This is a genomic window from Bradyrhizobium sp., assembly GCF_017881085.1.
Classification (GTDB): Bacteria; Pseudomonadota; Alphaproteobacteria; order Rhizobiales; family Xanthobacteraceae; genus Bradyrhizobium.
In genome coordinates this window covers 1-12,195 of record NZ_JADGRI010000007.1, presented here as the reverse complement: position 1 = coordinate 12,195, position 12,195 = coordinate 1, and the positions used below count along the sequence as shown (strand labels likewise).

At 63.3% G+C, this 12,195-nt stretch carries 12 protein-coding genes and 1 pseudogene; 8 read left to right on the top strand and 5 right to left on the bottom strand.

The annotated features are described in order from the left end of the window. The first annotated feature begins 1 nt into the window (after position 1). A complete protein-coding gene (locus QZ213_RS01590; RefSeq protein ID WP_291684288.1) occupies positions 2 to 391 on the top strand; it encodes a response regulator in 390 nt (129 codons plus the stop codon). Positions 392 to 427: 36 nt separating this feature from the next. Here the strand turns inward: QZ213_RS01590 and QZ213_RS01585 are convergent, their stop codons facing one another. After that, entirely contained in the window at positions 428 to 2,011 is a 1,584-nt protein-coding gene (locus tag QZ213_RS01585) for an alkaline phosphatase D family protein (protein ID WP_291684287.1), read from the bottom strand. A gap of 90 nt (positions 2,012 to 2,101) precedes the next feature. Beyond that, a complete protein-coding gene (locus QZ213_RS01580; RefSeq protein WP_291684317.1) occupies positions 2,102 to 3,451 on the bottom strand; it encodes a TAXI family TRAP transporter solute-binding subunit in 1,350 nt (449 codons plus the stop codon). Between the two features lie 258 nt (positions 3,452 to 3,709). On the opposite strand from QZ213_RS01580, the gene QZ213_RS01575 reads away from it, so the two are divergent. Continuing rightward, positions 3,710 to 4,033 carry a 4a-hydroxytetrahydrobiopterin dehydratase gene (locus QZ213_RS01575; protein WP_291684286.1) on the top strand — a complete coding sequence of 108 codons (324 nt, stop codon included), beginning with the start codon at positions 3,710 to 3,712 and terminating at the stop codon, positions 4,031 to 4,033. Between the two features lie 100 nt (positions 4,034 to 4,133). Next, positions 4,134 to 4,529, top strand: a complete 396-nt coding sequence (locus QZ213_RS01570; protein WP_291684285.1) for a YkvA family protein — start codon at positions 4,134 to 4,136, stop codon at positions 4,527 to 4,529. A gap of 45 nt (positions 4,530 to 4,574) precedes the next feature. Here QZ213_RS01570 and QZ213_RS01565 read toward each other — a convergent pair whose 3' ends face one another. The 3 genes from QZ213_RS01565 to QZ213_RS01555 form a co-directional block, all read right to left on the bottom strand. After that, positions 4,575 to 5,777, bottom strand: a complete 1,203-nt coding sequence (locus QZ213_RS01565; RefSeq protein ID WP_291684284.1) for a TAXI family TRAP transporter solute-binding subunit — start codon at positions 5,775 to 5,777, stop codon at positions 4,575 to 4,577. 25 nt (positions 5,778 to 5,802) lie between these two features. Then, positions 5,803 to 6,594 carry a hypothetical protein gene (locus tag QZ213_RS01560; RefSeq protein WP_291684283.1) on the bottom strand — a complete coding sequence of 264 codons (792 nt, stop codon included), beginning with the start codon at positions 6,592 to 6,594 and terminating at the stop codon, positions 5,803 to 5,805. A gap of 546 nt (positions 6,595 to 7,140) precedes the next feature. Further along, on the bottom strand, positions 7,141 to 8,115 hold the full coding sequence (locus tag QZ213_RS01555; RefSeq protein ID WP_291684282.1) for an NADPH:quinone oxidoreductase family protein: 975 nt from the start codon (positions 8,113 to 8,115) through the stop codon (positions 7,141 to 7,143). Between the two features lie 152 nt (positions 8,116 to 8,267). Between QZ213_RS01555 and QZ213_RS01550 the strand changes: the two genes are divergently transcribed. The 5 genes and pseudogenes from QZ213_RS01550 to QZ213_RS01530 all read left to right on the top strand — a co-directional run. Next, entirely contained in the window at positions 8,268 to 9,107 is an 840-nt protein-coding gene (locus QZ213_RS01550) for an SDR family oxidoreductase (protein ID WP_291684281.1), read from the top strand. A gap of 134 nt (positions 9,108 to 9,241) precedes the next feature. After that, on the top strand, positions 9,242 to 9,892 hold the full coding sequence (locus QZ213_RS01545; RefSeq protein WP_291684280.1) for an invasion associated locus B family protein: 651 nt from the start codon (positions 9,242 to 9,244) through the stop codon (positions 9,890 to 9,892). Between the two features lie 84 nt (positions 9,893 to 9,976). Continuing rightward, entirely contained in the window at positions 9,977 to 11,194 is a 1,218-nt protein-coding gene (rlmN, locus tag QZ213_RS01540) for a 23S rRNA (adenine(2503)-C(2))-methyltransferase RlmN (protein ID WP_291684279.1), read from the top strand. Positions 11,195 to 11,207: 13 nt separating this feature from the next. Beyond that, positions 11,208 to 11,705 carry a hypothetical protein gene (locus QZ213_RS01535; RefSeq protein ID WP_291684278.1) on the top strand — a complete coding sequence of 166 codons (498 nt, stop codon included), beginning with the start codon at positions 11,208 to 11,210 and terminating at the stop codon, positions 11,703 to 11,705. 55 nt (positions 11,706 to 11,760) lie between these two features. Further along, positions 11,761 to 12,195, top strand: a pseudogene (locus QZ213_RS01530) (PAP2 family protein); the annotation flags it as partial.

Sequence of the window (12,195 nt, the reverse complement as noted above, 5' to 3'; positions counted from 1 at the left end):
CATGGAAGCCGCCTCTTTCGACCGCATCCCCGAAGACGTGCTGATTGTCGAGGATGACCCGATCATCGCGCTCGACTTCGAGGATACGATTCTGGGCTTTGGGGTGAAGACGGTGCGGACCGCGGGGAGCGTGGCCAAGGCGCTCGAAATGATCGCCGACCGCAAGCCGGATTTTGCGTTGCTCGACGTCGGGCTGGTCCGAGAAAAGAGCTTTGCGGTCGCCGAGCGGCTGGACGCGCTGAAAATTCCGTTCGTCTTCGTCACCGGTTACGGCGCCAGCGGCGCGTTTCCGGCAGCGTTCGCAGATAAGCCAACGCTGCCGAAGCCGTGTTCGACCGACGCGCTGCACGCCTTGCTGAAACGCCGACCCGGCGACGGCGCCCGTGGTTGATCGGGCACGTCTGCCGGTTTCGGAATCGGCCGGTCGTTATCCCAGTTTGGGATCGAGCGTCGTCGACCACAGCGCCACATCGGCGCGGTCGCGCAAGGTCACCGTCAACTGCCCGCTTGCGCCGTCGATCCTGACGTGACCGAAGAACTGCATCCCGGCTGACGGCGGCAGGTTCTGCTTGTCCAGACCCGGCGCCTTTATGAACTTCACTTCCGGTCCGAAGGTGTTGTCGAGTTCGTTTGGTCCGAAGGTTCCGGCGTGCAGGGGGCCGGAGACGAATTCCCAGAACGGCTCGAAATCCTGAAACTGCGCCTTGTCGGGATGATAGTAGTGTGCGGCAGCGTAATGCACATCCGCGGTCAGCCACACCGTATTCGCAACGCCCGACGTCTTGATGAAGCGCAGCAGATCGGCGATTTCGAGCTCGCGGCCGCGCGGCAGGCCGTCGCCCTGCGCGAATGCCTCGGAGCCCTTCTTGTTGGCCGCATCGTCATAGACGATCAGGCTGAGCGGCATGTCGGAGGCGATCACCTTCCAGGTGGCGCGCGAATTCAATAGCCCGCGCTTCAGCCAGGCGAGCTGATCGGGCCCGATGAAATAGCTGTCGGGGCCATAAGTGGTTTGCAGGTTCGGACCGTTGGGGCCGCGATAGCTGCGCTCGTCCAGCATGAAGACGTCGAGATGCGGCCCGTAGCTGAGGGTGCGATAGACCCGGCCCGGCTCGACGATGCTTTCCCGCATCGGATACATCTCGTGGAACGCACGGGCAGAGCGCGCGGCGAGCAACGAGATATCGCGCACCTTGTAGGCTGCGGGGATTTCCTTCGACGCCGACCAGTTGTTCATGACCTCGTGGTCGTCCCACTGCACGAAGATCGGCACCTCGGCGTTGAAGGCGCGCACGTTCTCGTCGAGGAAATTGTACTTGTGCGCCGCGCGGAATTCGTCGAGCGTCTCGGCGACTTTGGCTTTCTCCGGTATCGTGACGTTCTTCCAGATCTTGCCGTCGGGCAATTTCACCTCGGATGAAATGACGCCGTCGGCATAGATGGTGTCGCCGGAATGCAGCAGGAAATCCGGCCGGTGCTTCTTCATGGTGGCGAAGGTGACCATGCCGCCATCGTCGGGATTGATGCCCCAGCCCTGGCCCGCGACATCGCCGCCCCAGACGAAGCTGACGTCGCGTCGGTCGGCCGGTGCGGTACGGAAGCGGCCGACCATGGGCTCGCTCGACACATCGGTATGCGAAAGGTCGCGGAACCGGACCCGATAGAAAATGTCCTGCCCGGCGGGAAGATTTTCCAGGAGCATTTTCGCGGTGAAGTCGCTCTCGGGCAATGCCGCGACCGGCGGCAGAAGTCGTGCATTGTTGAAGGATTCCGTGGTGGCGACCTCGACCATCATTTGCGACGGGCGGTCGGCGCGCGCCCACACCACGCCGCCGTCGGCGCCGATGTCGCCGGATTGCACGCCATGGCTGATCTGCGGCCGGTCGGCGGCGCGGCTGAGATAAGGCATCGCGATGGCGCCGAGCGCACCGGCGCCGGTCGCTGCTGCAGTGGAAAGGAAGCGCCGGCGGGAAAGTCCGCGGGCAGCGTTGCGGGAAATCCTGATCGTCATGCAGACCTCCTTGATCGGGCAACAGGTTGCACCGAGGGTCCCGACAGACCTAGGAAGATTCTGTGACGGCTGGATTACAGGGGAGGCCGCTTACAAAGTGGCGGCGGCGCGGAACTGCGCGCCTGCCCTTTGCAGATTTTGCGGCATGCTGTTCAACAACGTCTTGCGGTCGGCGACCGCGTTGTGGAATTGCTCGAGCGCGATGCTGAAGGCGGTCAGTGCACCCTCCTCGATGGCGCCATCATCGAAGCAGCGCAGCGTATCGCGCAGGATTTCGTCCGCATCCGATTGCATCCGGTCGAGTTCTTCGATGGATTCGCTGCGGCGCGCGCCCGCAATCATGTCGAGCAGGCGTTCGCGCAGCGAGCTGTTGTTGCTCCGCTCGTCCTTTTTCAGGTAGCCCGCGAACCACGCGCCGGCGGAGCCCATCGCCGACAGGGCCATCAGGCCCCACCAGATGTAATCGCTGTAGCGATCGAGGAAGGTCTTTTCCTCGCCGTCGACGAAGGCCGCGGCGCCCGGGTGGACGGGAATGACGGCGTCCTTGTCGGTATCCGGGGTCTCGATCTTCGCAGCCAGCGGGAATTCCGTCATCAGCTGCTGCCGGATCGCGAACAACTGCCGGGTGAAGGCCGCGACCGTCGATTCCGACAGACCTTTGCGCGCGACGATGTGGTGCGAGAAGCTGATCGTCTTCACCTCGTCGTCGGGCTTGTCCGGCGAGCCGCCGAACGCGCCGGCGGGAATTTCGGAGGCCTCGTACATCGGATGGTTTTGCGCGATCGCCTCGGCCGAATCGATCGCGAGGAAGGTCGGCGTTCCGCCGTCGCGGGTCGACGCATTGATCGCATCGGCGGTGATCTTGCTGTTGACGGGACCCGCGGCGAGATAGGCGTCCGCCTTCTGGTTGCGGATGGCGTCCGCGGCCTCGGCGGCGGGAAACTGAATGATCTCGACCTTGCCGGGGTCGACGCCATATTGCTGCAGGATCACCTTGAGCAAATTGACATTGGCCGGGGTGCGGCCGACCACGCCGATGCGGCGACCGGCAAGCTGCGCGATTTTGGTGATCTTCGGGCCGGATTTCTTGCCCTTGCCCTTCGCGGGCGGAGGCACCCACAGCACCGCGACGTTCTTGCGCAGCGTCGCTACGGCCTGCGCGTTTTTCGGCACGTCGAGATCGCCGCGAATGATGGCGAGGTCGGCCGCGCCGTCTTCAAGCGCCTTGGCGCTCGCGGCCGCGCCATCGGTCTGCACCGGGCGCAAACGGATATAGCCGCGCGCCTGGCTGAAGGCCTGGGTCAGCGCCTGGACCGCCTTGATGTCGTCGCTGTTGGCCGGACCAACTGCGATCCGCAGGGTCACCGGCCGCATCGCAAAGTAGTAGGCGCCCGCGACCGCGCCGATCAGGGCGAGGCTCCCGGCGAGTGTGACGAACATCGTCTTCTGCTTGGCCGAGCGCGGCGATGGCGGCGCCGGCGGTCCGGCGAGCTCAAGGCCGCCCGTCATCGATCTGGCAAATAATCGTTTGAGGTCCAATTTCATATTGCCAATACGGTTAGAAGAACATTGTAGCAAATTTCCTCCCGGCGCGGGGTTACATCTGCGTCATGGTTACTGGAGCGCTCCGGACCGGCCTTGACGCCCAATTTCGGCTGATATCCCGGCTGTCCCCTCCGGTGTTAGGGTAAAATTGCAATGAAACGGGAGGTTGTCATGGCGGAACGGCTGTCGGCGGAGGCGCGGAAGGCGGCCTTGAAGGGGTTGCCGGGGTGGAGCGAAGTGGCCGGTCGCGAGGCGATCGCGCGAACCTTCACGTTCAAGGATTTCAACGAAGCCTTCGGATTCATGACCCGCGCGGCGCTGGTGGCCGAAAAACGCGACCATCACCCCGAATGGCGCAACGTTTACAAGACGGTGGAAGTGGTGCTGGCAACACACGACGCCGGCGGTGTCACCGCGCTCGATATCGAGCTGGCGACGGCGATGAATACGATCGCGGGCCAGCTTGGCGTTGCCTGATACGGCCCGCCGCAATCTTGCAGGCGGAGCGCGCCATCCCCATTTTTCAGGGATGTCCGATGCGGCGATCCGCCGCGCGGGCTCTCAGGGAGCCCCGATAATGGCGTCAGAACATACCGTGGGTTTTGAGCCGGCCGACAGGCTGGCCGAGGACCGCGAAAGCGTGCGCCGGCGTTTCTGGACCAAGTTCAAGCGGGTGGTGGCGCAGCTGCCCTTCGCCGAGGATCTGCTCGCGGCCTATTACTGCGCGTTCGACAAGCACACGCCGCGCCACGTGCAGGCCGCGCTGCTCGGCGCCATCGCCTACTTCATCCTGCCGTTCGATTTCATTCCGGACATGCTGCCGGTGCTCGGTTTCACCGACGATGCCGCCATCCTCGCCACCGCGATCCGGATGGTGGCGACCCACATCACACCGGAACATCGCGACGCCGCCCGCGCCGCGTTGAAGCGGATGGGCGGCGCCGGTCGGGATCAGCCCGAGTCCGAAGCCTAGGCGCTCAGGCCTGAAGATCTTGGCCTGAAGATAACGTCTCAGACCCTACCGCTGGTTTTGCGCAGCAGGTCGGACCTGGGCCCTGGCATTGTTTTGTTGCTCGGCCTGCCACGCCTGAAACTGCTTGAACAAGGCTTCCTTCTCGGCGCTGGAGGGCTGCTTTCCCGCCGGCGCCGGATTCTGCTTGAGGAATTCCTCGAACCGGCCGCGCGCCACCGGCTCGATGCCGTGGCTGTCGAGCCATTGCTGGGCGGCTGGGAAGCGCTGCCAGCCGGACAGCGGGGCCGAAAGGGAGACTTCCTTCCACTTCGGATGGAAGGGCGGATTCTGGAAGGTGGGAAACTTCGCAAAGAAATTATCCACGAACAGCGCGACCTTGCGATAGCGGTCGGTCTTGGGCGCCCAGTTGTAGGCCGCCAGCACCGCCGGCACCGCGATGGTGTCGACCTGTTCGCCTTCCGAAATCAGGTTGGGATAATCCTTCGCCGACAGGGTCGCCGGCAGGTAATCAGCCTGCAGCGGCTTGTCGTAATTGACCGTCACCAGATGGAACCGGTCGTCCTTGAAGCTGCTCACGGACTTGTACGGCTTGCCGCCGCAGACGATCACGGCGTCGATTTCGCCGCGCTTCAATTTTTCCATCGCGATGCGCTGCTCGATGTAGACGACCTTCGGCTTCATTCCGAGCCGCTCGAACACGGTCAGCGCGGTGACGAAGGTGCCGCCATTCGGAAGGTCGACGCTGATGGTCTTGCCGTCGAGATCCCTGAGATTGCGGACCGATTTCGACGCGATGACATGCACCTCTTCATTGTAGAGCTTGGTGATGTAGGTGAATTGCTTCTTGATGTCCTTGGCGAAGCCCTTCCGCTCCAGATAATCGAGCGTATCGGCCCGCACGATCCCGAGGTCGACGCCCTGAAGGAACAGGATGTCGGCGACGCTTTGCACCGAGCCGCGGCCGACGATGGGGAGGATGCGCAGCTGGTTGCCGTCGTCGAGGACCGAAGCGAGATCGGCGCCGAACTGAACATAGGTGCCGCCGATGGTGCCGGAGATCAGCGTCACCGTGTTGGCATTCAGAGCCTGCTTGGTAGAGGTGGATCCGAACTGGAATATCGCCTTGAGGCTCTCGCTGACCTTTGCCGGATCAAATTCGGTTTCCTCGGCCTTCGCTCCGAAGCCGAACGCTACGAGCCCAAACGCCATCATCATGGCGAATAACGCCACTCCAACCAGTCGTCGCATTTGTATCCCCCTGCTTATCTGAAAGCTAATTCTGCATCTGAGCCAGGCGCTGCCTTGCATCGGTCGAACCGAGCCGGGCCGCTTTCTGGTACCAGTCGCGCGCCATGGCCGGATCCGGCGTAATGCTGCGCATATCCTGGGTTCCGAGTACGGCCGGATCGTAGGTCTGTGCCAGCAGCAGCGCCGCGGTGGCCTCCTGTGCGTCCGCCGCCCGTTCGAGCAGCAGCCGCGCCGACGCAATGTCGCCGATTGCGATCATGCCCTTCGCCCGCGTCATCAACATCGCGAGTTCGTCGGCCTCGAGCTTTCTTGCCGGCGCTGGCGGTGCCGCCTGCGTTACCGGCGCAGCCGCGGCAGGCGGCGCCGGATCGGGTTGTATCTGGCCCTGGTTCTGCTGGGCGGCCCGGAGCGCGAGCGCGATATCGTCGCGCGTGACCCTCGGGGCCGTCGACGCAGCCCGGACAGCGGCGCTTTGCGGCAGGACCGGCGTCGGACCGGCGTTAGCCAATTGCGGCGCGGCCGCGGGCTGCGGATTGATGGTTTGCGCGGTGTCGGACTGGTCCGCAGTTGCGTTGGGCAGCGAAGCCTTGGCGTCGGCAAACAGTGCGAGCGGATTGCCTATCGTCAGGATAGCGAAGGCGATCGCCGCCGCCGATGCCGCGACTGCGGCCGCCTTGAAAATCCTTGGCCAGACAACCGCTCGATCCTCAAACCCTTCCCCGCCAGTCCCGAAGCCCCGTTGTCTCGGTTCTTCGTCGCCACCGGAAAGAAAGAGCGGCATCGGTTCTTCGGAGAACGGGTAGTCCTCCGCCGCCATCGAAGGCGTAGATCCGTATGCCATGAATTCGGGATCGGTTGGCTCTTCGTCATACGCCCCGACTCTGTCTTCGTCGTATGGGGTGAACCTCGTATTTCGCGCCATGATGATGCCTCCACGCTACTACGCAACACGGGGGCATCTGGGCATTCGGTTCTTGTTACTTGTCGGCCCAGCGCCCCCGCTACCGAGCCCCTAGATCGCATTTTGAATCAGACCAAAAAGCGACAATCACCGGCGCGATTTGGGAGATCTTTTGATTTCATTGCGGCGCACTTGGGGCAGCGCACCGTCATTTCATTGTCACAAGGATGGGATTCGAGGTCAAGTTGACGGAAGAAGCGCGAGCAATTTAACGTTAATCGTCGAACTGACAGTCAGCCGAGTGCATGTGTCGGCGCGCAAATCGTGCGAAGCCCGCCAGCGGAAGCTTCGAATCTCGTTATTCCCGGGACCCGCAATCCCTGCTTCGAACGGATAACGGATATCGTGAAGGTCAACGCATGCACGGGCCAAGCCCGCGCATGGCGCCGAAGATTCACACCATCACGGATGCAGGATCACCTTGCCCATCGCCTGGCGGCCGGCCAGTACTTTCAGCGCGTCGGCGGTCTGCGCCAAGGGGAAGGTCCGATCGACGTGCGACGAGATCTTGCCTTCGGCGGTCCACTTCACCAGCTTTTCGAGATTGGCCCGGTTCTTTTCCGGATTGAGCCGCGTCCACGCGCCCCAGAACACGCCGCGGATATCGCAGCCCTTCAGCAGCGCCAGATTGAGCGGCATCTTCGGAATGTCACCGGCGGCGAAGCCGATCACCAGGAAACGGCCTTCCCATGCGATCGCACGCAACGCGGCCTCGGCATAGCTGCCGCCGACAGGGTCGAATATGATGTCGGCGCCCTTGCCGCCCGTGAGCCGGCGCAAGCCTTCCTTCAAATCTTCCTTGGCATAGTTCAGCCCGAGTTCAGCGCCATGGGCTTTGGCAAATTCGAGCTTCTCCTCCGATGATGCGCAGGCGATCACCTTCAGTCCCATCAGCTTGCCGAGTTCACAGGCGGCGAGCCCGGTGCCGCCGGCAGCTCCCAGCACAGCGAGCGTCTCGCCCGGCTTGGGGCTGGCGCGATCTTCCAATGCGTGCAGCGCGGTGCCGTAGATAATGATGATCCCCGCGGCGCGATCGAAATCAAGATTGTCCGGAATCTTGACGATCGAATTGGCCGGCAGCGCAATCTTCTCGCGCGCGCCGTTGTGGCCGCAGGACGCCACCACGCGGTCGCCGACCTTCAAGCCGGTGACGCCGTCGCCGATGCTTTCAATCACGCCCGCGACTTCGGCCGCAGGCGAAAACGGAAACGGAGGCTTGATCTGGTACTTGCCCTGGATCATCAGGAGGTCGAAGAAATTCAGCGCCGCGGACTTGATCGCAATCACGGCCTCGCCGGGCCCGGCCACGGGCTCGGGCACCTCAGCCAGTACGAGATCGTCGGGACCGCAATATTGCGAGCAGAGAATGGCTTTCATGGACACACCTGGTTTTCGGACGCACTGTTGAGGCTGGGATGCTTCATGCCGGATTTGCAGCCGCGCTACAATCTGATTCGAAAGCCGAAGAAGGCGCCTCATTCCGGGGCGCGAAACGGGAACGGGGACGGGAACGGGTAAGGAATGAAACGATGTTTGAAAAAGGCCTGCTGACGGGAAAGCGGATATTGGTCACCGGCGGCGGCTCCGGGCTGGGGGCTGCGATGGGACGCCGCTTCGTCGAGCTTGGCGCCGAACTGACCATCTGCGGCCGCCGGCTTGAATTGCTGGAGACGACCGCGGCCCGGATCCGTGACGATTTCGGCGGCAAGGTGACCGCGATCCGGTGCGACATTCGGGACGGCGCCAATGTCGAGGCCATGCTGGAGCAGGTCTGGCGCGACGCGCCACTCGACGTGCTGGTCAACAACGCGGCTGCCACCTTCATCGCGCAGACCGAGCATTTGTCGTTTCGCGCGGCGGACGCGATCCTCGCGCCGACGCTGCATGGCGCGATGTATTGCACGCTCGGCGCCGGCAAGCGCTGGATCGAGGGACGACACAAGGGCGTGGTGCTGAGCACCCTCTCGACCTCGACCATCACCGGCCGCGCCTTCACCGTGCCTTCCGCGATGGCGAAGTCGGCCATTCTCGCGATGACCAGGAGTCTCGCCGTGGAATGGGGGCCGAAGGGCATCCGAACGGTGGCGATCGCGCCCGGCGCGTTTCCTACCCCCGGCGCATCCGGTCAGCTTCGCCCGGAAAGCCGTGACGGTAATTGGGCCGCGAGGAATCCGCTCGGCCGCGCCGGCGAACATCGCGAGCTCTGTGATTTGGCGAGTTTCCTGATTTCGGATTCCGCCGGCTACATCAATGGCGAGATGGTGGTGCAGGACGGCGGCGCGCATTTGCGCAGTTCCGGCGCGGAAGATTTGCTGCAATGGACCGACGCGCAGTGGGAGAAGCAGCGCGCGGCGCGAACGAAAGCTTGAGCGCGCGCGACGGAGTTCGCGTGCGTTTGTAACCGCCTTCCCAAAAAGCCATTTCCCGGCTATCCATCGCCCGCGTGACGGTACGGAGTCGGAGCCATCTTCCAGTCACAATATTGAGGGAACGAGATTTGGTGATGTCCGTGCGGCGAATCCTGACAGCTCTGGTGGCGATTAGCGCGATGTGCGGGGCGGCAAGCCTTGTGCAGGCGCAGAGCGCGTCGCCGAAAGCCGCCAAGGGTGCAGCGGGTGCAGCAGCCAAGCCGCCGCCTGCAAAGCCGGAAGTTGCAAAACCGGAATCCAAGCCAGCGGCGGCCGCCACCGCCGTCAGCGGCGGTGCCGAACCCACGCTGATCGGTCAGTACGGCACCTGGGGCGCCTATACCGCAACGCCCAATGGCAAGAAGGTGTGCTTTGCGCTGGCAAAGCCCTCATCGTCGAAAACCAATCCGCCGAACAGGCCGCGCGACCCGGCCTATGCTTTCGTCTCCACGCGTCCGGCGGAGAAAGTCACCAACGAAGTTTCGATCATGATCGGCTACGCGCTGAAGCCGGGGTCGGAATCGACGCTGGAAGTCGGTGGCGCTACCTATGCGATGTACACCCAGGGCGATGGGCTCTGGATCAAGAACGCCGCCGAAGAAGAACGGATGGTCGAGGCGATGCGCAAGTCCGCCGATGCCGTGGTCAAGGGCGTGTCCGCCAAGGGCACCGAGACCGCGGATACCTTCTCGCTGAAGGGACTTGCCCAGGCGCTCGACCGGCTGGCCCAGGATTGCAGGCGCTAGGCGGCTTTTCACGTCAATATCCGTACTTTTGAAGCCTTTCCAGCCGACCCTGGAAGGCCTATCTGATGTTCCATGAACGAAACCATGACCTCTGCTTCGATCGAACCCGGTTCCGGCGCCAGCGCGCCTTTGGAAAAGATCGCGCTCGAGACCTATGTGCCGCCGGCAAAGCCCTCGCTGGTCGGTCTGTCGCGCGCCGAGATCGCGGAACGGCTGGGGGAGATCGGCGTGGCGCCGGCGCAGCGCAAGATGCGCGTACAGCAGTTGTGGCACTGGATCTATGTCCGGGGTGCTGCGAATTTCGACGAGATGACCAGCATCTCCAAGGAAATGCGCGGCACACTCGAAGCGCATTTCACCGTCGCACGGCCCGAAGTGGTCGCCGAGCAGATCTCCGCCGACGGCACCCGCAAATGGCTGTTGCGCCTGCCGAGCGGCGATTCGGTCGAGAAGGCCCATGAAGTCGAGTGCGTCTATATACCGGAAACCGATCGCGGCACGCTGTGCGTTTCCTCGCAGGTCGGCTGCACCCTGAGCTGCTCGTTCTGCCATACCGGCACCCAGCGGCTGGTGCGCAACCTCACCGCGGGCGAGATCGTCGGCCAGATCATGGTGGCGCGCGATCGCCTCAACGACTGGGCCGACCGCGATACGCCGACCGGCGGCCGACTCGTCACCAATGTGGTAATGATGGGCATGGGCGAGCCGCTGTACAATTTCGACGCGGTGCGCGATGCGCTCCTGATCGTTTCCGACAATGAGGGCATCGGCATTTCCCGCCGCCGCATCACTCTGTCGACCTCGGGCGTGGTGCCCAACATCATCCGCACCGGAGAAGAAATCGGCGTCATGCTGGCGATCTCGCTGCACGCGGTGCGCGACGAATTGCGCAATGAGCTGGTACCGTTGAACCGGAAATATCCGATTGCCGAATTGCTGCAGGCGTGTCGCGATTATCCCGGTTCCTCCAATGCGCGGCGCATCACCTTCGAATATGTGATGCTGAAGGGCGTCAACGATTCGCTCGATGACGCCAAGCTGCTCGTGAAGCTGCTCAAGGGCATTCCGGCCAAGATCAATCTCATTCCGTTCAATCCGTGGCCGGGCACGCGTTACGAATGTTCGGACTGGGAGCAGATCGAAAGATTCTCCGAATACATCTTCAACGCCGGCTACTCCTCGCCGGTGCGCACGCCGCGCGGCCGCGACATCCTCGCCGCCTGCGGCCAGTTGAAATCGGAGACCGAGAAAATGTCGGCGCGCGAGCGCCAGGCGCTGCGCGCGATGGCGATGACGGATTGAGGGTGCGAACTTCATGGCATTGATCGGCCGGCTGTTCGTCATTCTCTTCGCCTTCCTCGCCGCCTGCCTGGTGGCGGGGATGATCGTGGTCGGCGCGGTCTTGTTTCCGGAATTCAGCGATCTCGGGGCCGGCCCCGTCGATCAGGGCGCGCTGAACGTCATGCTCGGTTTCGGCTTCATCTTCATCAGCGGCTTTGCCCTGCTGCCGGCGATGCTCGTGGCGCTGATCACCGAAGCCTTTTATGTCAGGGGTGCGCTGACCTATGCGGTCGGCGGTGGACTGGTCGGGCTCGCCTGCTATCTCGGCCTGGTTCCGTTCGACACCGATACGTTTCGCTTCGAAGGCATCGTCCGGCGTCATCTCGAAATCATGACCGGTGCGGGCATCGTCGCCGGCATGGTCTACTGGCTGATCGCGGGCCGCAATGCCGGCGCCTGGCGCGAACCGCCGCGCCCCGTGAGGCCGCCGCCCCCGCTGCCGTCGCATTCACCTTCACCGCCGGCATCGTGAAGAAGCGCACTCCGAAGCCTTTTCATCGTGAACCTCCTCGGCTAAACCCCGCGCCATGAACCGGACCGGACTCTTCATTGCGCTCGCCATGGCGCTTGCTGTCGGACTGCTGTTCGGGATTTATCCCGAACTCGATCTCAAGCTCGCAGGTCTGTTCTATGATGCGACGTCCAAATCGTTTCCATTGAAACTCAATACACTCGCGGCGATCGCGCGCGACGGCGCGATGTGGATCGCGTGGGGGCTGGCGCTGCCGGCGATCGTCGCTTTGGTGGTAAAGCTGGCGCGGCCGGACCGGCCGCTGTTGATCTCCGGGCGCGCGATCGTCTTCCTGCTGGTCACGCTCATGCTGTCCGCGGGCATCCTCACCAATCTTACCTTCAAGAGCTATTGGGGCCGCCCGCGCCCGGTGGTGGTAACGCAATTCAATGGACCCGATCAATTCGTGCCGTGGTGGGATCCGCGCGGCGCCTGCGCGAAAAACTGCTCC